This is a genomic window from Mesorhizobium sp. M8A.F.Ca.ET.161.01.1.1 (assembly GCF_004792105.1).
GTDB lineage: Bacteria > Pseudomonadota > Alphaproteobacteria > Rhizobiales > Rhizobiaceae > Mesorhizobium.
In genome coordinates this window covers 160,194-184,710 of the sequence record NZ_SRTD01000012.1, presented here as the reverse complement: position 1 = coordinate 184,710, position 24,517 = coordinate 160,194, and the positions used below count along the sequence as shown (strand labels likewise).

Annotated in this window: 18 protein-coding genes; 10 read left to right on the top strand and 8 right to left on the bottom strand. The window is 63.6% G+C overall.

Features of this window, described 5'->3' with window-relative positions; genetic code table 11:
- Nucleotides 1-319 precede the first annotated feature (319 nt).
- The 4 genes from EN804_RS25685 to EN804_RS25670 form a co-directional block, all read right to left on the bottom strand.
- Nucleotides 320-1,348, bottom strand: a complete 1,029-nt coding sequence (locus EN804_RS25685; RefSeq protein ID WP_135921649.1) for a zinc-dependent alcohol dehydrogenase family protein — start codon at nt 1,346-1,348, stop codon at nt 320-322.
- A 19-nt stretch (nt 1,349-1,367) separates the two neighbouring features.
- The gene (locus tag EN804_RS25680) at nt 1,368-3,221 is read right to left on the bottom strand and encodes a TRAP transporter large permease subunit (protein ID WP_135921648.1); all 1,854 of its coding nucleotides are present in this window, start codon (nt 3,219-3,221) and stop codon (nt 1,368-1,370) included.
- On the bottom strand, nt 3,218-3,802 hold the full coding sequence (locus EN804_RS25675) for a TRAP transporter small permease subunit (RefSeq protein WP_135883735.1): 585 nt from the start codon (nt 3,800-3,802) through the stop codon (nt 3,218-3,220). The genes EN804_RS25680 and EN804_RS25675 overlap by 4 nt, the downstream gene beginning before the upstream one ends.
- Before the next feature lie 181 nt (nt 3,803-3,983).
- Nucleotides 3,984-4,889, bottom strand: coding sequence for a branched-chain amino acid ABC transporter permease (locus EN804_RS25670; protein ID WP_135921654.1), 906 nt, complete (start codon nt 4,887-4,889; stop codon nt 3,984-3,986).
- Nucleotides 4,890-5,030: 141 nt separating this feature from the next.
- Between EN804_RS25670 and EN804_RS25665 the strand changes: the two genes are divergently transcribed.
- The 10 genes from EN804_RS25665 to EN804_RS25620 all read left to right on the top strand — a co-directional run bounded on the left by EN804_RS25665 (nt 5,031) and on the right by EN804_RS25620 (nt 17,268).
- A complete protein-coding gene (locus tag EN804_RS25665) occupies nt 5,031-5,639 on the top strand; it encodes a CGNR zinc finger domain-containing protein (RefSeq protein ID WP_135883734.1) in 609 nt (202 codons plus the stop codon).
- On the top strand, nt 5,632-6,165 hold the full coding sequence (locus tag EN804_RS25660; protein WP_135921647.1) for a hypothetical protein: 534 nt from the start codon (nt 5,632-5,634) through the stop codon (nt 6,163-6,165). The genes EN804_RS25665 and EN804_RS25660 overlap by 8 nt, the downstream gene beginning before the upstream one ends.
- Before the next feature lie 217 nt (nt 6,166-6,382).
- The gene (locus tag EN804_RS25655; RefSeq protein WP_135921646.1) at nt 6,383-9,871 is read left to right on the top strand and encodes an indolepyruvate ferredoxin oxidoreductase family protein; all 3,489 of its coding nucleotides are present in this window, start codon (nt 6,383-6,385) and stop codon (nt 9,869-9,871) included.
- A gap of 144 nt (nt 9,872-10,015) precedes the next feature.
- Nucleotides 10,016-12,331, top strand: a complete 2,316-nt coding sequence (locus tag EN804_RS25650) for an EAL domain-containing protein (protein ID WP_135921645.1) — start codon at nt 10,016-10,018, stop codon at nt 12,329-12,331.
- 246 nt (nt 12,332-12,577) lie between these two features.
- Nucleotides 12,578-13,393, top strand: coding sequence for an acyl-homoserine-lactone synthase (locus EN804_RS25645; RefSeq protein WP_246689178.1), 816 nt, complete (start codon nt 12,578-12,580; stop codon nt 13,391-13,393).
- Between the two features lie 142 nt (nt 13,394-13,535).
- Nucleotides 13,536-13,685, top strand: a complete 150-nt coding sequence (locus tag EN804_RS25640) for a DUF3096 domain-containing protein (RefSeq protein WP_015314280.1) — start codon at nt 13,536-13,538, stop codon at nt 13,683-13,685.
- A gap of 164 nt (nt 13,686-13,849) precedes the next feature.
- Nucleotides 13,850-14,074, top strand: coding sequence for an aa3-type cytochrome c oxidase subunit IV (locus tag EN804_RS25635; protein WP_127277793.1), 225 nt, complete (start codon nt 13,850-13,852; stop codon nt 14,072-14,074).
- A gap of 87 nt (nt 14,075-14,161) precedes the next feature.
- A complete protein-coding gene (locus EN804_RS25630; RefSeq protein WP_135921644.1) occupies nt 14,162-15,439 on the top strand; it encodes a Re/Si-specific NAD(P)(+) transhydrogenase subunit alpha in 1,278 nt (425 codons plus the stop codon).
- Nucleotides 15,436-15,864, top strand: coding sequence for an NAD(P) transhydrogenase subunit alpha (locus EN804_RS25625; RefSeq protein ID WP_189343545.1), 429 nt, complete (start codon nt 15,436-15,438; stop codon nt 15,862-15,864). The genes EN804_RS25630 and EN804_RS25625 overlap by 4 nt, the downstream gene beginning before the upstream one ends.
- Nucleotides 15,865-15,870: 6 nt before the next feature.
- Nucleotides 15,871-17,268, top strand: coding sequence for an NAD(P)(+) transhydrogenase (Re/Si-specific) subunit beta (locus tag EN804_RS25620; protein ID WP_135921643.1), 1,398 nt, complete (start codon nt 15,871-15,873; stop codon nt 17,266-17,268).
- Between the two features lie 79 nt (nt 17,269-17,347).
- Here the strand turns inward: EN804_RS25620 and EN804_RS25615 are convergent, their stop codons facing one another.
- The 4 genes from EN804_RS25615 to EN804_RS25600 all read right to left on the bottom strand — a co-directional run bounded on the left by EN804_RS25615 (nt 17,348) and on the right by EN804_RS25600 (nt 24,514).
- Nucleotides 17,348-18,265: a hypothetical protein gene (locus tag EN804_RS25615; RefSeq protein WP_135921642.1), complete on the bottom strand. Its 918-nt coding sequence runs from the start codon at nt 18,263-18,265 to the stop codon at nt 17,348-17,350.
- A 349-nt stretch (nt 18,266-18,614) separates the two neighbouring features.
- Nucleotides 18,615-21,086: a DNA topoisomerase (ATP-hydrolyzing) subunit B gene (gene gyrB, locus EN804_RS25610; RefSeq protein ID WP_135862417.1), complete on the bottom strand. Its 2,472-nt coding sequence runs from the start codon at nt 21,084-21,086 to the stop codon at nt 18,615-18,617.
- A 145-nt stretch (nt 21,087-21,231) separates the two neighbouring features.
- A complete protein-coding gene (locus EN804_RS25605) occupies nt 21,232-23,862 on the bottom strand; it encodes a caspase domain-containing protein (RefSeq protein ID WP_189524571.1) in 2,631 nt (876 codons plus the stop codon).
- Between the two features lie 82 nt (nt 23,863-23,944).
- Nucleotides 23,945-24,514 carry an NADPH-dependent FMN reductase gene (locus EN804_RS25600; protein WP_135921641.1) on the bottom strand — a complete coding sequence of 190 codons (570 nt, stop codon included), beginning with the start codon at nt 24,512-24,514 and terminating at the stop codon, nt 23,945-23,947.
- Between the last annotated feature and the right edge of the window lie 3 nt (nt 24,515-24,517).

The following is a 24,517-nucleotide window of genomic DNA, read 5'->3' as shown; positions in this document are numbered from 1 at the left end:
GAAGCTCGTCCGCCGCAGCGCCGCGCCAACCAAACCGCTTGGCGCTGCGGCGGATGCATAGGGGGAGAACTGTTACCTATGTATCCGGTTCAATCTGTTACCCATCTATCGGCTGGACACCGGCAGGGGGATGAGGGGCAGCGCCGGCTTCGGCGATTGAACGCCCTCGGCGCAAGCCCAACCGCGCATCTTATCAATTCAGCATTGGCGCCGCCCCTCACCTGCCTGCCGGCATCCTCTCCCGTATAGGGACGGGGAGAGGGAAGCTGTCATCGACGGTTTCGCCAATCGCCAACGTTGCAAGATGAAGGACCGCACTTCAGCCCAGGCCTGGCACCACCAGCACCTTGACCTCGCCCAGCGCGGGCGGATTGGCGATCACACCAGGCGCCTCTTCCAGCGACACCTGCCTGGAGATCAGCCGGTCGATCTCGATCGCGCCCGACGCGATGAGCTCGGCGGCGCGGCGATGGGTATAGGGATTGAGGAACGAGCCCAGTACCTTCAGTTCCCGGAACAGGAGGTCGAAGGGCTCGAATTCCGCCTTCATGCCTTGCGGCGTCACGCCGACGATGACGACGGTGCCGCCGGCCCTTGCCAGCCGCATCGACTGCTCGACGGTGTCGCGCACGCCGGCGCATTCGAACACCACGTCGGCGCCGCCGGGCATCAGTCCCGCCCGTCCGGCGATGGCATCGATCACATCGGCGGCTGTGGGATCGACCGTCGCCGTCGCGCCGAGTTCCCTCGCAAGCGCGCGGCGCGAGGCTTGCCTTGTCGACAGGATGATGGTGGTGGCCCCGGCGAGCCGAGCCAGCTGCACCGTTAGCAGGCCGATCACGCCGCCGCCGAGCACGACAACCGAACTGCCAGGCTTGATCTCGGCAAGGTCGGCACCGTGCAGGCAGCAGCCAAGCGGCTCGCAGAACGCGCCATGTGTCGGCGGCAGATCGGCGGGCAGGATGAAAGCCTGTTTTTGCGGCATCACCACATAGTCGGCAAAGCCGCCGTCGCGATGGATGCCGATGGCGTTGAGATTGCGGCACAGATTGACCCGGCCGGCATGGCAATGCGGGCACCGTCCGCAGGCGATGTTGGGATCGCCAGTGACCCGGTCGCCGACGGCAAAGCCGGAGACCGCATTACCGACGGCCTCGATGATGCCGGCGAACTCGTGCCCGGGCGTCACAGGCGGCCTGCAAGGGAATTCGCCGTGGAAAAGATGCCGGTCGGTGCCGCAGACACCGCAGGCCTCGATCCGCACCAGAAGCTCGTCCGGACCGGGAACCGGCTTGGCGACCTCGCGCAGCGCGATGCCGCCCACTCTCTCCAACCGCACGGCTTTCATGGCGTCTTCCCCTCCGAGCTCAGTTGAAATTCGGCGGCTGCGACAGGTCCGGCGTCGGTGTCGCCGGCTTGGCCGGCGGCGCATCGCCGAAATTCGGCGGCTGCGACAGGTCCGGCGTCGGTGTCGTCGGCTTGGCCGGCGGTGCATCGCCAAAGCTCGGCGGCTGCGACAGGTCGGGCGTGCCGGGCGCGGCCGGTGCGCCGCCGCCATTGGCAGGAGCGCCGCCACCTTCCGGCGCGCCGAGCGGCGACAGGCCGGGCGCTGCTGGCACCTGGTAGTCGATCGTGCCGGAATCGACGGCCGTGCCCTTGTAGCGCATCACCATTTGCGGGAAGGCGATGGTCAGGCCGATCATGATGACCTGGATGCAGACGAACGGCACCGCGCCCCAATAGATCTGCCCCGTCGTTACCGGCGCGATCTGCTTACCGGTCAGGCGGTCGAGATAAGGCACGCGGGCGGCGACCGAGCGCAGGTAGAACAGCGCGAAGCCGAAGGGCGGGTGCATGAAACTGGTCTGCATGTTGACGCCCAGGAGCACGCCGAACCAGATCAGGTCGATGCCGAGCTTGTCGGCGGCCGGCGCCAGCAGCGGCACGATGATGAAGGCCAGTTCGAAGAAATCGAGGAAGAAGGCGAGGAAGAAGACGAGGATGTTGACGCCGATCAGGAAGCCGACTTCGCCGCCCGGCAGTGAGGTCAAGAGATGCTCGACCCAGATCTGGCCGTTGACCCCATAGAAGGTCAGCGAGAACACCCGCGCGCCGATCAGGATGAACAGCACGAAGGACGACAGCCGCGTCGTCGAGGCCAGCGCCTGCTTGATCACGTCCATCGACAGCCGGCCCTTCATCGCCGCCATCGCCAGCGCGCCGACCGCGCCCATGGCACCGCCCTCGGTTGGGGTGGCGATGCCGAGGAAGATGGTGCCGAGCACCAGGAAGATCAGCGCCAGTGGCGGGATCAGCACGATCACGACCTGCTGCGCCAGCCGCGACATCATGTTGATGTTCAGGCTGCGGTCGAGAATCGCGACGACGTAGATGAAGATGACGCCGACGGCCGCGCCGAGAATGTCGGCATTGTCGCCATGAGCGGGCACCAGGTAATGGTAGGCGGCATAAGCGATCGCCACGGCCACTACCAACGCGATCAGCAGGGACACCACGCCATGGCCGAGAGTCCGCGCCTCGAGCGGCAGGGCCGGCATCGACTTTGGCCGCACGATCGACATGATCACGATGTAGAGCGTGTAAAGGCCGGTCAGCACCAGGCCGGGGATCAGGGCGCCGGCATACATGTCGCCCACCGAGCGGCCGAGCTGGTCGGCGAGGACGATCAGCACCAGCGACGGCGGAATGATCTGCGCGAGCGTACCCGACGCCGCGATGACACCGGACGCCACCCGGCGGTCATAACCATAACGCAGCATGATCGGCAGCGAGATCAGCCCCATGGCGATGACGGACGCCGCCACCACGCCGGTCGTTGCAGCGAGCAGCGCGCCGACGAAGATCACCGCGTAGGCGAGGCCGCCGCGGATCGGTCCGAACAGCTGGCCGATCGTGTCGAGCAGGTCCTCGGCCATGCCGGATCGCTCGAGCACGATGCCCATGAAGGTGAAGAACGGGATGGCCAGCAGCGTGTCGTTCGACATCACCCGGCTACCGTAGAAATTGTCCGGCAGCGCATAGAGCAGGGGCCAGGCGAGATTGATCGCGCCGCCCGAATAGGGCGTCAAAAGCACGCCAATGAAGAAGAACATCAGGCCGTTGGCGGCAAGCGAAAAGGCGACGGGATAGCCGATCAGCATGAACAGGATCAGCGAGGCGAACATGATCGGCGCCATGTTCTGGGCGATGAACTCCATCACGAGCGCACCTCTTCGGCGAGCGCCTTGGCTTCGAGTTCGGCCTGTTCGTGCACGGAAATGAACGGGTTGGGATCATCCATGACGCCGCGCATGATGGCGATCTTCTTGATGATCTCGGAAATGCCCTGCAGCGCGAGCAGGAAAAAGCCGACCAGCAGGATGGCCTTGGCCGGCCACACGATCAGGCCGCCGGCGTTGGTCGACATCTCGCCGCTATGAAACGACAGCCGTACGTAGGGCACGAAATAGAACACCATCAGCGTCACGAACGGCATCAGGAACAGGATGTGGCCGAGAAGATCGATCCAGTGCTGCACGCGGCGCGAAAACAGGCCGTAGACGATGTCGATGCGGATATGCTCGTTCTGCTTCAGCGTATAGGCGGCAGCCAGCATGAAGGCTGCGCCGAACAGGTACCATTGCAGCTCCAGCCATGCGTTCGACGAAATGTCGAAGACCTTGCGGATGACGGCGTTGGCCGCGCTCACCAGGATCGCCAGCAGGATCAGCCAGGATACCGATTTGCCGATGAATTCGTTGGCGCGGTCAATGACCCTGGATAGAGCGAGCAGCCCTGCCATGCATTCCTCCCTGATGCGGTGACGCGCGATCCCCCTTTTTCGTCGCGTCGCGTGGCCCAACGGTATGCAGTGCGTGGTCCGGTTGGTCAACACGAGGAGGAAGGATGCAGGCAATCGGCCCTTGCGGCGCGGTGGAAAACCGCGGCCTGACGAAACGTCATGCAACCAAAGTCTGATGGGCTCAGACGATCTTTCCGGTGTCGCGGCCGGCGCCGATCAGGATCAGCATGGCCACCAGGAACAGATACATCCACGCATCGCGCCATTCGACCGGGAAATAGCCGGCCCACAGTGATTCGGCCATGCCGAAAGCGGCCGCGCCCAGCGCGGCCCTTGGCGGCGAGAGATAGCCGCCGACAGCGGTCACGAACAGAATCTTCAGGCCGTAGACAAGGCCGGAACCGAAGCTGACATTGCCGTAATAGAGGCTGGCCATGACCCCGGCCAGCGCGGCGCAGAAGCCGCCGAAGAGCACTGCACGCCGGAACACGCCGCGTACGTCGACGCCGCACAGGGCGGCGGCCCTGGGGTCGTCGGAGACGGCGCGCCAGCACCGGCCGAAGTTTGAGCGGGCAAACACCCATGTAGCGAGTGCGACCGCCGCCAGGACCACCGCGCAGTCGAGCACCTGGATCAGCGTCAGCGTCGCCTTGAAGCCGGAGCTTTCGGCGAAAACGATGGGCTCGGCCAACATTGGCGGCAGCCACAGATCGTGCGTGTCGGCGGCGATGCGGCTCGCTTCCGACAGCACGAGCAGGATGCCGAGCGTCGTCACCACGATCGCGTTGGGCGAACGGTCTGCCAACGGTTCAAAGACGCTGCGCGACAGGACATGGCTGATGAGCGCGGCATAGAGGAACGCCGCGACGACGCCGAACAGCACCGAGGCCAACAGCGTCAGCCACAGCACCTGGTAGGCGAAGGCGACGCTCAGGATCATTGCCTGGCCGCAGAAGGCAAACAGCGCGCCATAGGCAAGGTTGGTGCGGTGCAGGATGCCGTTGGTCAGCACATAGCCGAAGGCGAGTAGGGCATAGAGCGCGCCCGAATGCAGCCCGTTCAGCACCTGCTGGAAGAAATAGAGCATGCTCGACAACACCAGAAGCTCTCGCCCGGAAGCATCTCGCCCAAGAGCCGATCGGACAACGGCGACGATACCGTGCGCATCCGAGGTTTGCATCGCCGAATCTAACTTGTCAAACGCGATTTATCGGTTAGATTTTTAGGAATGACAGTTGCCTGGACCCCACACCGGTTTACCGGCGGCCTGCTCGCGCTCGACACGGCGAATACCGTCGTGCTGCGCGGCGATGCGGAGCGCACCTTCGACCGCTTCGACGATCCGGTCGAAATCGGTCGCTTCGCCGACGCGGCCAGCGGCTTTCGCGCCGCCGAGCTTGGCGACAGGCGGTTGGCGGTGTCCTCGCCGGTGGCAATCGCGCCCATCGTGCTGTCGATCCGCGAGACGACCGACCGGCTGTTTCGAGGCGCGGTGTCGAAGGGCGCGGTTTCCACCGCCGACCTGCCCGAGTTCCTGCGGGCCTGTGCAGACGGCCTGGCTGCCGGCCGGACCGAGATCGGGGCGCCGGGACGGCCGTTCGGCGATCCGGCGACGCCGATCGCCTTCGAGGCGGCGCTGGCGGTTTCAGCCCTTTCTCTGTTGCGCGATGACACGGTCGCAAGGCTCAGGATCTGCCCCAACTGCACCTGGCTGTTTGTCGACAGAAGCCGCAATTCCAGCCGCCTTTGGTGCGACATGGCGGTGTGCGGCAACAGGCAGAAGGCGAGCCGTCACTATCGCCGCCGCATGGCGGCCAATGAGGTCAGGAATGCCTAGAGGATTTTCACGTTCGCTCGCTGCCGGCGCCATGCTGATTGCCGCCGCGGCCCTCGGCGCCTGTCGCGATACCGGCGGCGAAGGCAAGCTGTTCGAGGTTTCCGGCAAGATATTCGTCTTCAACTACCGCCTCGCCCGGGCGACCTATGTCGTGACGCTGCGGCCCCTGCAGCCGATGGGCGAGGGCCAGGTGGCGGTTGCCAGCTTCCAGAACCCCGCCGGAGGTGATCCATTCGTGGTCGAGCAGAAGGTCTGGCCGAAGCTCGACAAGGTGAGCCTGGAGAGCCCGGCGCTGACCTGCGTCGTCAAGAACAAACCCTATGCCATCGCCATCAGCATCAAGGGCGCCGATGGTGCGGTCCTGCAGACCATCGACACCACGCTGATGTCGACGGAAGATCAGTCGATCCTGCCCGACCGGCCGCTGGTCATCGACCAGCTCTATACGGCCAATCCCGATCTCGTCGGCCATCCCGACGGCAAGCTGCCCGGCGAGCCGAAGCCGGACTGCTCGAAAGGCGGCTGACACCTCCCGACGGCATCGATTTCGTCTGGAATTTTCGTGCGCCGTCGCGCTGTCGGCGCACGCTTTCATGCGCGGTCCAGCATCCGCCGGACTGTTTGTTGCGCGTTGGCTGGTCCTTTCGATTTTGTTTGACCTGCCTTGCAAGGGAAGAAAGGATGCGTCATCCGATCCCGACGTTGGCCGCTGCCCCGCGCGGCCTTCGCAGAGGAAATGCCTGATGACGCTGCATGATGTCGCGCTCGACGACAAGTTCGATCTCGGGAAGGAGCGTATCTTCCTGTCCGGCGCGCAGGCAGTCATTCGTATGCTCCTGATGCAGCGCGAGCGCGACCGCCGCGCTGGCTTGAACACGGCAGGTTTCGTCTCCGGCTATCGCGGCTCGCCGCTCGGCGGTCTCGACATGCAGCTGTGGAAGGCGAAAAAGCAGCTCGCCGGGGCCGACATCGTCTTCCAGCCCGGCCTCAACGAAGAGCTGGCCGCCACCGCCTGCTGGGGCTCGCAGCAGACGGAGCTGCTGGGCGAGGGCACCCATGATGGGGTCTTTTCGGTCTGGTACGGCAAGGGGCCGGGCGTCGACCGTTCGGGCGACGTGTTCCGCCACGCCAATCTCGCCGGCTCGTCGAAACATGGCGGCGTCCTTGCCCTCATGGGCGATGACCACATGGCCGAATCCTCGACCAATGCGCACGCCACCGAATTCCTCTTCGTCGATACCATGGTGCCGATCCTCAACCCGGCCGGTGTCCAGGAGATCATCGACTACGGCCTCTATGGCTTTGCCATGTCGCGCTTTGCCGGCACCTGGGCGGCGATAAAATGCGTCAAGGACAACATCGAATCGACGGCTTCGGTCGATGCCTCGCTCGAACGGTTGAAGATCGTCGTCCCGGATTTCGACATGCCGCCGGGCGGCCTCAACATCCGCCACGAGATCGACATGCTCGGCCAGGAGGAGCGGCTGCATGAGCACAAGCGTGCCGCGGCTTCCGCCTTCATCCATGCCAATGGGCTGAACAGGATCGTCTATTCGGGCGGCCGCAATCCGAAGCTCGGCATCATCACGCTGGGCAAGAGCTATCTCGACGTCCGCCAGGCGCTGGAGGATATCGGCATCGACGAGGCGGGAGCCAACCGCATCGGCGTGCGGCTGTTCAAGGTCGGCTGCCCCTGGCCGCTCGACCTGCAGCACATTGCCGAGTTCGCCCGCGGTCTCGACACCATCGTCGTCGTCGAGGAGAAGCGCTCGCTGATCGAGGTGCAGCTGCGCGAGAGCCTTTATGGCACGGCCTCGCGGCCGGTCATTGTCGGCAAGAAGGACGAGCGCGGCGACTGGCTGTTCCCGGCCAAGGGCGCGCTGGACCCCAACGAGATCGCCATTGCGCTCGGCGAGAGGATCGTGAAGACCATCGGCCCGTCCGAGGAGATTTCGGCAAGGGTCGCCAAGCTGCGCCAATTCCAGGCGATGCTGGCGGACGCCACCGACATCGGCTCGCGCACGCCCTTCTTCTGTTCGGGTTGTCCGCACAATTCCTCGACCAAGGTACCTGATGGCTCGATCGCCGCCGCCGGTATCGGCTGCCACTTCATGGCGCTGTGGATGGACCGCAACACGCTCGGCTTCACCGCCATGGGCGGCGAGGGCGCGCAATGGGTCGGCCAGGCGCCGTTCTCGAGGCGCGACCACATCTTCCAGAATCTCGGCGACGGCACCTACAACCATTCCGGCACGCTGGCGATCCGCTTCGCCCTGTCGAGCGAAGCCAACATCACCTACAAGATTCTCTACAACGACGCCGTCGCCATGACCGGCGGCCAGCCGCATGAGGGCGGACTGACCGTGGACATGATCGCCAGGCAGGTGCGGGCAGAGGGCGTCGACCGCATCGCTGTCGTCACCGACGAACCCGACAAATATGCGGGCAAGGCCGAGTTTCCGGCCGGCGCCACCATTCATCATCGCGACGACCTCGACCTCGTCCAGCGCGAGTTGCGCGACGTCAAGGGTGTGTCGATCCTGCTCTACGACCAGACCTGCGCCGCCGAAAAGCGCCGCCGCCGCAAGCGCGGCACCTTTCCCGACCCCGACAAGCGCGTTTTCATCAACGAACTGGTCTGCGAAGGCTGCGGCGATTGCGGCGTGCAGTCGAACTGCGTCTCGATCCAGCCGGTGGAGACCGAATTCGGCCGCAAGCGCAAGATCGACCAGTCGAGCTGCAACAAGGACTTCTCCTGCGTCAACGGCTTCTGCCCGTCCTTCGTCACCGTGCACGGTGCCAAGATCCGCAAGGCCGAAGGCCTGGCCGGCGGGACCGACCCGCTTGAAGGCGTGCCGACACCAGCCGAATTCCCGCTCGGCGTCGAGGGCTGGGCGGCGATCATCGATGGCGTCGGCGGCACCGGCGTCGTCACCATCGGCGCCGTGCTTGGCATGGCGGCGCATCTGGAGGACAAGGGCTGCGGCATGATCGACATGGCCGGCCTCGCCCAGAAGGGCGGTTCGGTGTTCACTCATGTCCGCATCGCCCGCACGCCGGAAGACATCAATGCCATCCGCGTTTCGGCTGGGAAGGCCGACCTCGTGCTTGGCTGCGATCTCGTCGTGTCGGGCGCCAAGAAGGTGCTGACCGCGGTGCGCGAGGGGCATACGATCTTCCTGGCCAACACCGCCGAGATCATGCCGGGCGAATTTGCCCGATCGGCCGATTTCTCGCTGCCGGTCGAGCGCCTGAAGAAGGCGATCCGGTCCGCCGCCGGTGACGACAAGGCGCATTTCTTCGACGCCACCCGCACCGCCACCGCACTGTTCGGCAATTCGCTCGGCGCCAATATGTTCATGCTCGGCTTTGCCTTCCAGCACGGCGGTCTGCCCCTCTCGGCCGAAGCTGTTGAAAAGGCTATCGAATTGAACGGCGAAGCGGTGGCGATGAATATCGCCGCCTTCCGCTGGGGCCGCCGCGCGGCGCATCAGCCGGATTTCGTGCGCGGCCTCGTCGCCCAGCCGGGCTTCGCCGACAAGGCCGGACAGGCCGCTTCGGTCGCTGAGACGCTCGACGAGATCATCGCCCGCCGTGTCGCCTTCCTCGCCGCCTATCAGAGTGCTGCTTACGGCAAGCGCTACGCCGACAGGATTTCGACGCTGCGAGCGGCGGAAACGAAGGCCATGCCGGGTTCGACCGATGTGACCGAGGCCGCGGCCAAAAGCCTGTTCAAGCTGATGGCGATCAAGGACGAATACGAGGTGGCGCGGCTTTACACCGACGGCTCCTTCGCCGCCGAGCTTGGCAAGCAGTTCCAGAGCTACGAGAAGCTCGAATTTCATCTCGCGCCGCCGATCATGGGGCGTCGCGGCAATGACGGCAAACCGAGGAAATCGAGCTTCGGCCCCTGGATGATGAAGGGTTTACGCGTGCTGGCGGCGATGAAGGGTCTGCGCGGCACTGCTTTCGATCTGTTCGGCTACACCGCCGAACGGCGCATGGAGCGGCAGTTGCTGGCACAGTACGAAGCCGATCTGCAGCTCGTGGCCAACTCGCTGGCGCCGGGCAAGATCGAGGCCGCGACAGCCCTGGTCTCGGTCCCGGCGCTGATCCGCGGCTACGGCCATGTCCGGCGGGCAAGCGCCGAAAAGGCGGCGGGCGAGCGCCGCAGGTTGCTCCAGCGGCTGACCCAAACGATGCCGATACCGGTTCTCAGTGCCGCTGAGTGATTCCTCCACCAATGTTCAAAGCCTTTTTCGGGCTGTAAGCCCCTCTCGCCTTGGCAGGCGGACCGAAGCCGTTGCTTAACCCCCTGTTCTAAGCCTTTCTTAAGGCGGTTGTGGCATGACAAGGCCTAGCGTTGGGCCGACCATATGGGCAAAACAAAGACCGAAAGCATCCCCGCGGATGTTTATATCCAATTTGTGCGGTCGTTGTTCGACAACGCGCACATGTTGGTGATCGGTGGCGCGTGCTACTGGATCCTCGGATTCATGATTTATCAGCGCACGCAAAATCTGTTGTTTCTGACCTTTTCTTTTATTCTACTGCCGATCAGCCTTCTCCGTTATTTCGGTATTCGCAGTTTCCTGAAGACCGGCGGCATGATTGCCGATGTCGAACACGCACACCGATTGGAGCGCAGCTACATCTTCAAAGGCTGCTTGCAGGGCCTCGGTTTGGGTGCGCTGTGCTTCGTGTCGATCTATGTGTATCCCGACCCATTCGCCGAACTGGCGGCGATGTCGCTGACGTTGGCAACCCTGGTCACGGTTGTCGCCCGCAACTACGGTTCTCCGCGCATGGTGCGGATTTTTTCCGTAACCTTCATCGGTCCGATGGCAGTTGCGCTCCTGCTGCGTCAGGATGCCCCGTCTGTCGTCCTCGGTCTGATGATCTTCCCGATGACGTTCATTACCATCAACAGCGCCGACCATGTTCGCAATGTGCTTTTTTCCGCGGTCATCGGCCACCAGCAGGCGAAAAGCATAACGCGCAGGTTCGACCGCGCGCTCAACACCATGTCGCACGGCCTAGTCATGCTCGGCCCTGACGGGCGTGTCGCGGTCGCCAATGCCGAGGCCGCTCATCTGATGTCGCTGAAATCGGCCGACGCGCTGCTCGGGCGTTCCATCCACGGCCTTCTGATGCGCGGCGTCGCCGGCGGTATGCTGGCGCCGAAGGACTGCCGCTACGTCGAGGCGCAGCTGACTCGCGCCCTGCGCGAGGGCAGGGACCGCAAGGTGCTTGTTTCGCTCGCCAACGGCCAGCATTACGAATTCTCCGCGCGCGAAGGCAGCCAGGAACTCGGCGTGATCACCTTCGAGGATGTTACGGCGCGCGTCGAAGCGGAGGAAAAGATCCGGTTCATGGCGCGCTACGACAATCTCACCGGCCTTCCCAACCGTGCCTATTTCCACGAACTGGTCGGCGAGCTGATGGCCTCCGGCGACCGCGACCGCCTGTGCGGCCTCGCCGTGATCGACCTCGACGATTTCAAGAGCGTCAACGACACGCTCGGACATCCTGTCGGCGACGGGCTGATTTACGCCGTCGCCGATCGCCTGGCGGCCATCGCCGGGCAAGGCCTTACCGTCAGCCGCTTCGGTGGCGATGAGTTCATGCTGTTCTTCGACCGCATCGATGACGAGAGCCACCTGGAGAGCCTGCTCGACCGGATTTTCGCCGAGCTGCAGGGAGAGGTCGACGTCGCGGGCCACGGGTTGCGGATCCAGGCCAGCGCCGGCGCGGTGCTGTCCAAGGTCGGCGGGACCGATGTCGACGCCATGATCGTCAAGGCGGACCTGGCGCTCTACAAGGCCAAGGAGCTCGGCAAGAACGGTTGGCGGCTGTTCGAGGCGGCGATGGACGCCGCGTTCCGCAACCGCCAGCTGATGAAGGCGGATCTGCGCAGTGCCGTGGAAAGCAGGGACCTGCGGGTCGTCTACCAGCCGATCGTGGCGATGAACACCATGCGCATCGCCAGCTGCGAGGCGCTCTGCCGCTGGGACCATCCCGATCTCGGACCGATTTCGCCCAGCATATTCATTCCGCTGGCCGAGGAGATGGGCATCATTTCCGAAATCAGCACCTTCGTGCTGCATGCGGCTTGCACCGAATGCGCCAAATGGCCTGACCAGACCAGCGTCTCGGTCAATCTCTCGGCCAGGGATTTCCGCAGCCGCGACGTCATCCAGAAGGTGCGCGATGCGTTGGCGAACTCCGGCCTCGCCGCCGGCCGCCTAGAAATCGAAGTCACGGAAACCGCGCTGCTTGACGACAAGTCCTTGACCCGCCAATATATCGAGGAACTGAAGCAGCTCGGCATCCGCATCGCCCTCGACGATTTCGGCACCGGCTATTCAAGCCTGAGCTATCTCCATAAGCTTCCACTCGACAAGATCAAGATCGACCGGTCGTTCGTGATGGACATCACCCACAATCCGCGCTCACTCGAGCTGTTGAAGGGCGTCGTCGATCTGACCCGTATCCTGGGGCTTACCGTCACCATCGAAGGCGTGGAGACATTCGAGCAGCTTAAGGTCTTGATGCATTCGGTGAAGCCGGATCTTGTCCAGGGCTTCCTGTTCGGCGCAGCGCTCAGCGCGTCGGGTATCGAGACGATGTCGAACGTCACTTGGCCATTTGCCGCGGATCTGCGTCTCGCCGCCAAGCGCACAGCCGGCTAGCTTTCGCCCCAAATTCCCGCCCATCGAAGTCAATAATGTGCGTTGCTTGGATCGTGTGGCGGGCTCGTACGAACCAGCATATTTGGCAGTGACTTGGAACAATTCCAAGCAAAGCGCTCAGTAGTTTTCACGCTAACTTGGATCTGGACGCCAAAACTGCTCCTTTAGCCAACACCACTCTGCCGCCAGAATCTCCGGTCGTTAAGGTTAACAAGTGGTAAATTGGTAGGGTCGAATTTTCGGCTTGTGTCTCATTTCAACTCGAATAGCCTGTTCAGAGGCGGATACGAGGACTTGAGAATGGATGCTGCAAGAAACGATGCGCGGGCTGGCGCCGGCGCAAATGCTGGGTCGGCGCTGAACCATTCGATCATGCAATTGCTGGAGCATGTCGACTATCGTCTCATCACTGGAGGCGAGGATCTGGAGGCGATCTACCGCCTTCGCTATCATTCCTACCTGCAATCGGGCATGTGCGGCCCGATCGCCAGCGGGATGTTCGAGGATCGCTGGGACAATCTGCCGAATTCCTATCGGTTCGGCGTCTACTTCGATGGACACCTGGTCAGCACACTACGGCTCCACTACATTTCCCGAGAGCACCCTCATTCGCCGTCCGTCGACGCCTATCCGGAAATATTAACCGAGCGGCTTGCCCGCGGAGAGACATTCATCGACGGGACTCGCTTCGCAACCGATGCCGACAGTGCGCCCGCGCCCGGAGTCCTGCCTTTTCTGACGCTCAGGCTTGGCATGGTGGCCGCCAGTTACTTCAACCTTACGGCAGTGCTTACGCCGATCAAGATCGAGCATTCCGCTTACTATGCTCGCATCTTCCATGCCATTCAGAGGACAGAGGGCAAGGTGTTCCCGGGTGTTCTTGCGCCGATCGCTCTGTTCGAAATCCCCTGCGGCGAAAACTTGCGCCAGACACTCGAACGGTTCCCGTTCTTTAAGTCGACGGCGGTGGAGCAGCGGATGATGTTCGCTAATCCGGCCATCAACCGGCTGACGCCGCTGTCCATCGTACCGACGGCGAAATACTATCGCGACGCTGCCTGAACGGGCGCCTTCCTGGCATCATGAACCTTTCCCGCGGATCTGCCGTTATGAGTAGCGGCATCGCCATCGAGTATCGCCGCAATTCTGCCCAACGGGCGTTCGCCCCGGGCGTGACGCATTGTTCGTGGGAAGGAATACGGTCATGACCATCCACTCGCTGGCCCTCACGCCGCTCATCTCGCTGATTGCCGGCGTGCTGATCCTCATCATGCCACGGCTGCTGAACTACATCGTCGCGCTCTATCTGATTGTCGTTGGACTGCTGGGCCTGTTTCCGCATCTGGCCGGCTGAGACAGCGGGTCAAGCGTGCCGCAAAGCCGCCGATTGCCTGGCATCGGCAGCCAGTTTCAATTTTCCCTTGAGGCAGTTGTCGGCTGCGATGCGGCAATAGCGCCATTGCTCTGCGCCCAGCTTTTCGGTATGTGCCTGAAAGATGTCTTCGAAGGGGTATTCCTATGGCTGAGCACACGCCGACCGGTCCTGTAGAACTGGGCGCGAAGATGGACTATGCCGAGCATGACCGTACCTATGCGGGCTTTCTGGCGCTGGCCAAATATGGCTCGCTCTTCTGCGGCGCTCTGCTTCTGGCGATGGCTTTCGGCTTCTTCGCGGGCGGCTTTTTTTCGGCGACCATCCTGTTCGTGCTGATCATGGCCGTCGGCGCCTTCATTCTGCGATAGACCTTCCAAAACCCTCTTGCGGTTGACGTAGCCGGATATCCCGGTCGACACGTCGCGCAGACAGGTTCCAGCCGAAAGGATCATGCGGTGGGACAGACGGTTTTCATCCCTCGTGAGCTCGATGCGAACGAGCCGCGCGTCGCGGCATCGCCCGATACGGTGAAGCGGCTGGCGGGCCTGGGTTTCGACGTCATCGTCGAAACCGGTGCCGGAACCCGCTCGCGCATCCCCGACGAAGAATTCGCCAAGACAGGTGCCGTTATCGGCAAGGCCTCGGATGTCGCCAAGGCCGATGTCGTGCTGAAGGTTCGCCGGCCAACGGACGCCGAGCTGAAGAGTTACAAAGCTGGCGCCGCGGTGATCGCCATCATGGATCCCTACGGCAACGATGCCGCTGTCGCGGCCTTGGCCAGGGCCGGCGTCACCGCCTTCTCGATGGAATTCATGCCACGCATCACCCGCGCCCAATCGATGGACGTCCTGTCCAGCCAGGCCAATCTTGCCGGCTACCAGGCGGTGATCGACGGTGCGTCGGAATATGACCGGGCGCTGCCGATGATGATGACGGCGGCGGGCACCGTGCCTGCAGCGAAAGTGTTCATCATGGGCGTCGGCGTCGCCGGGCTGCAGGCGATCGCCACCGCGCGCCGTCTCGGTGCCGTCGTCACCGCCACCGATGTGCGCCCCGCCGCCAAGGAACAGGTCGCCTCGCTCGGCGCAAAATTCCTGGCGGTCGAGGACGAGGAGTTCAAGGCCGCCGAGACCGCCGGCGGCTACGCCAAGGAAATGTCCAGGGAATACCAGGCCAAGCAGGCGGCACTCACCGCCGAGCACATCGCCAAGCAGGACATCGTCATCACCACGGCGCTGATCCCGGGACGGCCGGCGCCGAAGCTCGTCTCCGCCGCCATGGTCGCCTCGATGAAGCCGGGCTCGGTGCTGGTCGATCTCGCTGTCGAGCGCGGCGGCAATGTCGAGGGTGCCGAGCCAGGCAAGATCGTCACCACCGCCAACAATGTGAAGATCGTCGGCCACCTCAATGTGCCCGGCCGTGTCGCCGCATCCGCCTCGCTGCTCTACGCGAAGAACCTGTTCGCCTTCCTCGAGACGCTGGTCGACAAGACGACCAAGACGCTTGCCATCAACCGCGACGACGACCTGGTCAAGGCGACGATGCTGACCGATGGCGGCAAGGTCGTTCACCCGGCCTTCGCCAAGGCGGACCAGCAGCCCTATGTCGAGCCGGCGGCGATCCCGGCCACGACCTTGGTCGCCGATGCGTCCACGCCTGCGCCGAAAAAGGCGGCAGCGAAGAAACCTGCCGCACCCAAATCGCCCGCGTCTAAGCCGAAAGGGACCGCGTGATGGATCAGACCTTGCAGAAAGCCCTGGATCAACTCGACCAGGCAAGTGCTGCCGTCAGGCTCGCGGTGCAGAACCTGGCCAATGCCCCGGGCGGCACCGAGGCCGCCGGTAATGCCGCGCACGCGCTGTCGGGCGGCGCCATCGATCCCTTCGTCTTCCGCTTCGCCATTTTCGTGCTGGCGATCTTCGTCGGCTACTATGTCGTTTGGTCGGTGACGCCCGCCTTGCACACGCCGCTGATGGCCGTCACCAACGCCATCTCGTCCGTCATCGTCGTCGGTGCGTTGCTCGCCGTCGGTATCGCGGCTTCGGGCGTTGCCGCAGGCTTCGGCTTCGTCGCGCTGATGCTGGTCTCGGTCAACATCTTCGGCGGCTTCCTCGTCACCCAGCGCATGCTGGCCATGTACAAGAAGAAGGACAAGTAGAGCGCCATGAACGCCAACTTCGCGTCCTTCCTCTACCTGGTTTCCGGCGTCCTGTTCATCATGGCGCTGCGCGGCCTGTCGCATCCGACAACCAGCCGCCAGGGCAATCTCTACGGCATGATCGGCATGGGCATCGCCATTGCCACCACGCTGGCGCTGGCAACCCCGTCCGCTGGCCGCTTCGGCCTGATCGTGCTTGGCCTCGCCATTGGCGGCGGCGTGGGCGCCGTCACCGCGCGCCGCATCGCCATGACCTCGATGCCGCAGCTGGTCGCAGCCTTTCACTCGCTGGTCGGCCTCGCCGCCGTCATGGTGGCGGCCGCCGCCATCTACGCACCGGAGAGCTTCGGCATCGGCACCGCTGGCGACATCCATGCCCAGGCCCTGATCGAGATGAGCCTCGGCGTCGCCATAGGCGCCATCACCTTCACCGGCTCGGTCATTGCCTTCCTCAAGCTCGATGGCCGCATGTCCGGCAAGCCGATTATGATCGGCGGCCGTCACTTCATCAACGCCGCACTTGGCATCGCCCTGGTCGTGCTGATCGTGCTCCTGGTCGGTACGGAATCGAAGCTGGTGTTCTGGCTGATCGTCGCCGCCTCGCTGGTGCTTGGTATCCTCCTGATCATCCCGATCGGCGGCGCCGACATGCCGGTCGTTGTCTCGATGCTGAATTCGTATTCGGGCTGGGCAGCGGCGGCTCTCGGCTTTACGCTCGGCAATCTGGCGCTGATCATCACCGGCGCACTGGTCGGCTCGTCGGGTGCCATCCTGTCCTACATCATGTGCAAGGGCATGAACCGAAGCTTCATCTCGGTCATTCTCGGCGGCTTCGGCGGCGAGGCGGCCGCCGCGGCTGACGACGGCATCGAGCGCACCGTCAAGCAGGGTTCGGCCGACGATGCCGCTTACCTGATGATGAACGCGCAGAAGGTCATCATCGTGCCGGGTTACGGCATGGCGGTTGCGCAGGCGCAGCACGCGCTGCGCGAAATGGCCGACAAGCTCAAGGCCAACGGCGTCGATGTCAAATACGCCATTCACCCGGTCGCAGGCCGCATGCCTGGCCACATGAACGTGCTGCTGGCGGAGGCCAACGTGCCTTACGACGAAGTGTTCGAGCTCGAGGACATCAACTCCGAATTCGCGCAGGCCGACGTCGCCTATGTCATCGGCGCCAACGACGTCACCAACCCGTCCGCGCGTGATGACAAGAGCAGCCCGATCTACGGCATGCCGATCCTCGACGTCGACAAGGCCCGCACCTGCCTGTTCGTCAAGCGCTCGCTCGGTTCCGGCTATGCCGGCATCGACAACACGCTGTTCTACAAGGACGGCACCATGATGCTGCTCGGCGACGCCAAGAAGATGACCGAAGAGATCGTCAAGGCGATCGATCACTGATCCGGCCGATCTTGACTGTCGAATAAAGAAAGAGCCCGGTCGATGCCGGGCTCTTTGGTGCTGTCCTGATGCTTTGCCTTCATCCGTTGGTCAGGAAAACGGCTTCCTCTTCATCGCGCTGCCTGCCGCCGAGAGCCGCGGCCGCACTGGCGATGAAGGCGCCGATGACCAGCGACAGGGCACCGAGAAGCGCAAAGGTGGCGCTTGCCTTTCTTGCCGTGTCGGCCGCCTGCTTCGCCTTGACCTTCGCGTCCTGCGCCTTTGCCAGCACGGCGTCGACACGCGTCTTGGCATCAGCCTCGGAAAGGCCGGTGCGCGCGGCGACCAATTGCGCAAGATAAGTCTTGTCTTCCGCGGAGACCTCGCCCGCGACGGCGCTGGCGATCAGGACGCGTGAGGCCTGCCCGGCTGCCGCGGCTTCATCGCCTTGATTGGTGGCCGCGAGCTTGGCCGGATCGGCCGGCCGGAACAGCGAATCCACCAGATAGGAGGTCGCATTGTCGGCCGATGCGCCGCTGGCATTGGTTGTGGCGCCGGCCGACGCACCCATGGCGGCTCCCGAGGCCACGGTGGACGCGGCCTGTACACCTGATCCAATCGCGGCGGAAAGCGCCGAGCCAAGTACGCCTACAACGAGAAGCGTGGCCAACGCCCAGGCGAGAAAGCCGTGGGCGGTGTCCCGGAAATAGACCTCGTCGGTGTGGATCCCGACCCATTTGGTACGCAACCGTCCTGCCAAATAGCCCCCGACAGCGGAGGAAAGCCATTGCACGATGACCAGCCAGACGGCGGTGGACACCGCGAAGGTGGTGATCGATGCGCTGGAGCCCGACCATGGCGAAACCATAGTGAGCCCGAGGCCCGAGCCGAGCAGCATGAGGATGAATGTCAGCGTCGAGGCCGCGAAGGCGCCGGCAATGATCGGTCCCCAGCTGACCGCGGTGGAGGACGATTCCGTCGAAGCGGATACGTTGACAGCCGATAGGGCGGACTGCATTTCAGGCCCCCTACCGTACGAACAGCATGATGAGGATGATGATCGGAATCGGAATGCCGAGCAACCAGAGCAAGATGCCGCGTCCCATGGATGTCTCCTTGTGAGAAATTGTGATCGATACTGTCACAATGTCTCTCGGGAGCTTCCGTTCCGATGGGCTATGAAATGATTTTGTTTGCCGGCGATGGAACAAACTGGCGCGGCGTAGAACGGTTCATTGTCTCACGAAAACGCGGAACCGCTCTATTCGTTGTCTTGACGAAGTCCCCTAGGGGAAAGCGCTATCGCTTTTCCCCGGAAAACCGTTCCGCACTTTCTGGAATTGCCTGGCGCGCCGATGGGCGGTCGGTCAAATATCCAGGTTGGCGACCGACAGGGCGTTGTCCTGGATGAATTCGCGCCGTGGTTCCACCTCGTCGCCCATCAGCCGCGAGAACAGGCTGTCGGCGTCGGTCGCGTCGTTGACCTTGACCTGCAGCAGCGAGCGCACATTCGGGTCGAGCGTGGTCTCCCACAACTGCTCGGCATTCATCTCGCCGAGCCCCTTGTAGCGTTGCATGGTCAGTCCTTTGCGGCCGGTCGCGAAGACCGCGTTGAGCAGCGCCAGCGGCCCCGAGACAGTTTCGGACACATCCTTGCGGCGCAGCACCGGCGGCATCTCGTAGATCTCGCTGAGGCGCTGGGCGTAGCGGTCGAGCTGGCGTGCATCGGCGGAATTGATCAGCGCCATGTCGAGATGGGCGTATTCCTTCACGCTGCGCACGGTGCGTTCGAAGACATAGCCGCCGATACCCTCGTTCGACGTCGACATGCGGCCGGTCCAGCCGCGCTCGGTGTCCTCGGCAATGATGTCGAGGCGTTGCGCGATCCGCTCCGCCATCGCGTTGGCACGGCCAAGATCGGCGAAGACATCGGGATTGAGCCCGCCGGCGATCGCCGCCTGCTCGACGACGTTGCGGTTGTAGCGCGTGTGCAAGCCGTTGATGAGCTGGCGCACGGCCAGCGCGTCGGCAACGGCGCCGTGCAGATCCTGTCCGGTCCGCACTTCCCCCGAGCCAAGTGTAAGCGAAGCCTCCTCCAACCCTGAATCGATCAGGAATTCCTCGAAGGCGCTCTCATTCTTGATGTATTGCGAGCTCTTGCCGCGCGTCACTTTGTAGAGCGGCGGCTGGGCGATGTAGAGATGGCCGCGCTCGATCAGCTCCGGCATCTGCCGGAAGAAGAAGGTGAGCAGCAGGGTCCTGATATGGGCGCCGTCGACGTCGGCGTCGGTCATCAGGATGATCTTGTGGTAACGCAGCTTGTCGGCGTTGAATTCGTCCTTGCCGATCGAGGTGCCGAGCGCGGTGATCAGTGTGCCGATCATGTCGGACGAGAGCATGCGGTCGAAGCGAGCCCGCTCGACATTGAGGATCTTGCCGCGCAAGGGAAGGATCGCCTGGTTCTGCCGCGAACGGCCGCCCTTGGCGGAGCCGCCTGCCGAGTCACCCTCGACGATGAAAATTTCGGACTTCGCCGGGTCGCGTTCCTGGCAGTCGGCCAGCTTGCCGGGCAGCGAGGTGACCCCAAGCGAGGTCTTGCGGGTGATGTCGCGCGCCTTGCGCGCGGCTTCGCGCGCCGCCGCGGCCTGGATCACCTTGTCGACGACCACCTTGCCCTCGGTCGGATGCTCTTCAAGCCACGTGCCGAGTGCTTCATTGACCAGCCCTTCGACCACGGGACGGACTTCCGACGAGACCAGCTTGTCCTTGGTCTGCGACGAGAATTTCGGATCGGGAACCTTGACCGACAGCACCGCCGTCAGGCCTTCGCGGCAATCGTCGCCGATCAGCGAGACCTTTTCCTTCTTGGTCAGGCCCGAGGATTCGCCATAGCCGGTGATCTGGCGGGTCAGCGCACCGCGAAAACCGGCCAGATGCGTGCCGCCGTCGCGCTGCGGAATGTTGTTGGTGAAGGCCAGCACATTCTCGTGGTAGCTGTCGTTCCACCACATCGCCACTTCGACGGTGATGCCGTCGCGCTCGGCCCTGATGGCGATTGGCTTCTCGATCAGCGGTTTCTTGACGCGGTCGAGATATTTGACGAACTCTTCGAGGCCCCCGTCATAGTGCAGTTCATGCCTCACGACGTCCGCATGACGGGCGTCTGTCAGCACGATGCGCACACCGGAGTTCAGGAAGGCGAGTTCGCGCAGCCGGTGCTCCAGCGTGCCGAAGTCGAACTCGACCATGGTGAAGGTCTCGGCGGACGGAAAGAAGGTGATCTCGCTGCCGCTGCGGCCCTCATTGGTGCCCGGGCGCTTGTCCTGCTCGTAGCTGCCGGTCGCCTTCAGCGGCGCGTCGGCATCGCCATGGGTGAAACTCATTTCGAAGATCTGGCCGTTGCGGCGGATCTTGAGCTTCAGCCAGGCCGACAGCGCGTTGACGACCGAGACGCCGACGCCATGCAGGCCGCCAGAAACCTTGTAGGAGTTCTGGTCGAACTTTCCGCCGGCATGCAGCTGCGTCATGATCACTTCGGCCGCCGAAATGCCCTCGCTGGGGTGAATGTCGGTCGGAATGCCACGGCCATTGTCGATAACCGTCACCGAGCCATCGGGATTAAGCGTCACCGAAACCAGGTCGGCATGGCCGGCCAGCGCCTCGTCGATGGCGTTGTCGACCACCTCGTAGACCATGTGATGCAGGCCCGAGCCGTCATCGGTGTCGCCGATATACATGCCCGGCCGCTTGCGGACAGCATCCAACCCCTTCAAAACCTTGATGGAATCGGCGCCGTATTCGGCTTCAGCGCCGTTGGTGTTCTCGGTCTGGTCGCTCATGAAAACCTGTTGTCTAGATGCCGCTTGTACAGCGCGAAAAATCGGCCCCGAATCGCGCTTCTGATATCGACTAGATATAGGCGCTAAAGGCGGTTTTTCCAAGGTTTGCAGGCATTTCCGGCTCAAATGCCGAGCCGCCAGCCGGCTATTTTTTTCGAGCGTTGAATTTAGCGAGAAGGCCGTGCAAATATTTGATCGTGGATTTGTCCCTTGGCGCCAGCCGGCCCGTGCGGTCTAGCTCCAGCGTCAGGTTCAGCGCCTTGGTCAGCACCGCCTTCGGATCCTTGGCCACATACGCATAGTTGATGTAGGCCTGAACCAGATCAAATTGCCAAAGCGCATTGTTCGGATCGGATTGAGCCAGTTTCTGGCGGATGCCGAGGCTGGCTTCGAAGGCCTTCCTGGAACCCTCGAAATGCCGCTGCTTGGTCTCCAGCATGCCGATTTCCGAGAATGTGATCGACAGGTCGCGTTGCCAGTCGGAATTGCCCGGGTCGAGCTTGGCCAGCCGGTCGGCAATGGCAAGACTGTCCTGGTAGTTTCGCAGTGCGTCGCTGACATTGCCCTGGACATCAAGCACACCGGCAACCTTTTCCAGACAGACCGAAAGGTCGCGCTGCCAGTCGGTGTTGCCTGGGTCGCTCGCGGCAAGTTCACGCGCTACGGCCAGCGCTTGTTGATAGGAAGCCAGCGCTGCCGGCCAGCTCTCCTGGTCGTTGAGCGCGTTGCCGATCTTGGCGTAGCTGATCGACAGGTCGCGCTTCAAGTCGGTATCGTTAGGGTCGCGGCGCACCAGGTCTTCGGCGATCGCCTGGCTCTTGTTGTAGGCCACGAGCGCATCGGCGGCGGCGCCACGCTCGCGCAGCACGTCACCGATCCTCTCGTGGCTTACGGAGACCGCGCGCTGGCGCTCAAGGTCGTCGGGTTTGTTCTCGGCCAGCGCCAGCCGGATTCTCAGGCTCTCCTCGAAGGCCGTCTGGGCGCTGTCCAACTGGCCGGCGGTATGGGCAAGGTCGCCGATTTCGTCATAGGTTATGGTCAGGTCGCGCAGCAGATAGGCGCTGTTCGGCTCGGCGTCGGCCAATTTCTGCTTGATCGACAGGCTTTGTTGATAGGCCTGGGCCGCCGCGGCCACATCGCCTTGTGTCGCCAGGACGTTGCCGATCTTGTCATTGGCCATGGCAAGATCACCGAGCCAGTCTTTCTTGTCCGGCACGCTTGCGGTCAACTCCTGCAGCATGCCCCTGGCCGCCTCATAGTTTTCGAGCGAGCTCGGCAGGTTGCCTTGCGCCACCTCAGTGTTGGCGAGCTTGATATGGCTGATGGCGAGATCGCGCTTGACGCTGGGATCGGTTTCCTGACGCGACCGCTGCTCGAGATTGGCCAACAGCGCGGCGAAGGCCCGGCCGGCCGCGTCGACATTGCCCACCGTCGTATAAAGAATACCGAGTTCCTCCAGCGTGCGGCTCTGACGGTCGGCCTGTTCCAGGCTGAGCGAGGTCTGCCCGGCCTCGCCATACAGCGACAGCACGGTTTCATAGCCCTTGATGGCCGCCGCATAGTTGAGGTCGGCGCGCGCCGCTCCCGCCGACAGGAACAGCGTCGCGGCCTGCGACAGCGTCCGGTCGGCGAAATTCACCTTCAGCGCCTTGCGCGACACCTCGTCGATATCGACCGCCTCGGCCAGCTTCGCCTGTGCCGCGCCGAAGGCGCCCAGGGCCAACTGCTCCTCGGCCTGACGGCGCAGTTCCGTCACACGCGGATCGTCGGCGGCCAGCGTCTTCATCTCGGCGCGTACCTTGACGAAGGCGTCGGCCGCTTCGCGCAGCCGGGCATTCAGGCTCTCGGCCGACAAATGGCTGGTGTCGGCGCTGATCAACGCCCCATAGAGCGGCGCCAACGGCATGTCGGCGTCGCTGGCGATCCGCTCGACCTCGCCGCGCATGTCCGGCGTCACGTCGGCCATGGCCAGCAGCAGCCGTTCGCGCTCCGGCAACTGCCCCTTGGCCGCGGCGGCGAAAAACAGCTTCGGCAGGCCGCTCTCGACATAGGGCAGTTGCCTGCCGCGCGACAGGTCGTAGACCTCCTGTTGCACCAGCGTCAGCACCGATCGGATTTCGAGCCCGTCCGTGCCGAGATATTTGGCCAGCGCCGTGGTGAAGGGCGAGTTCTGGCCGGTGCCATCGGCGGCCGTCTCGCCGGGTGCGGCCGAAAAAGCGAACAGGATGTTTTCCGCCCGCCCGATGCGGCCAAGACCCGGCGTGACCTTGTCGGCGACATCCTTGGCCAGCGAGGTCGCGCCGCGCCCGTCGCCGCCGCTCCCCGAGAACGGATCGCTGCGGCAGGCGTCGAGCACGATCAGCCCGACTTTCGCGGTGGGCGCGACCGCGTCGCGCACCTCTTCCAGCGGCAGGCTGGTCTTGTCCAGCGCATCGAGCGAGGACGCATCGGCATCGACCGGCAGCAGCCGGTTGTCGCCCGATATTTCGACGCCATGGCCTGAGAAATACACCAGCGCAACGTCTGCGCCCTTGGCGTCTTGGCGGAAATCGTCGAGCGCGCGGCGCATGCGCCTGAGATCGCGGTTGGTTTCGAGCACCACGTCGAAACCAAGTTTCTTCAGCGCCGCTTCCATCGCTTCGCCGTCATGGATGGGGTTGGCCAGCGGCCGGACCAGCCGGTAGTCGTCATCGGCCATGACCAATGCCACGCGCCGCTCCGCCACCGCGATAGCGGTGGTCGCAAGCACCAGCAGCAAGGCAAACAGCAACCGCAAGTCGAACCGCCCCCCGGCTCAGTCATTTGGCGACCATTCCATCTCTTTATGGCACGAGCAAGCCGGGTTGAGAGCGGCTCTTTCAGGCTGCGCGCATTGGTTTCAACGCCTCGCTCCAGCGCGACAGTTCGTCCAGCATGGTCTTGCTCCCGCCCCGCACCTGCTCCCTGGCATCGAAGGCGCCGTTCTCGTCGAGCAGTTTCTGGTACAGCGGCAGCGCGACGCCTTCCGGGATCGGCATGATCCCGACAGCGGTCAGCAGCGGCTTCAGCGCCTGCGCCGCGCGCAGGCCGCCGGAGACACCGCCATAGCTGAAGATGGCGGCGGGCTTGTATTTCCATTCGCGGGCGAGATAGTCGATCGCGTTGACGATCGCGGGTGCCGCGAAATAGTTGTATTCCGGCGCCACGAAGACAAAGGCGTCGGCGGCGTCGATCGCCTTCGACCAGGCCTTGGTGTGGTCGTTCTGATAGTTGCCGAGCCTTGGATGATGCGGTTCGTCCAGCACCGGCAGGTTGAAGGCGGCGATGTCGGTCAGCACTGGCTCGAATTTTCCGTGCTCGCGCACGAACGTCTCCAGCCACTCGGCAAAAACCGGACCGGCGCGGCCGGGCCGCGTGCTGCCGATGATGATGTTCAACTGGTGCTTCAAGGC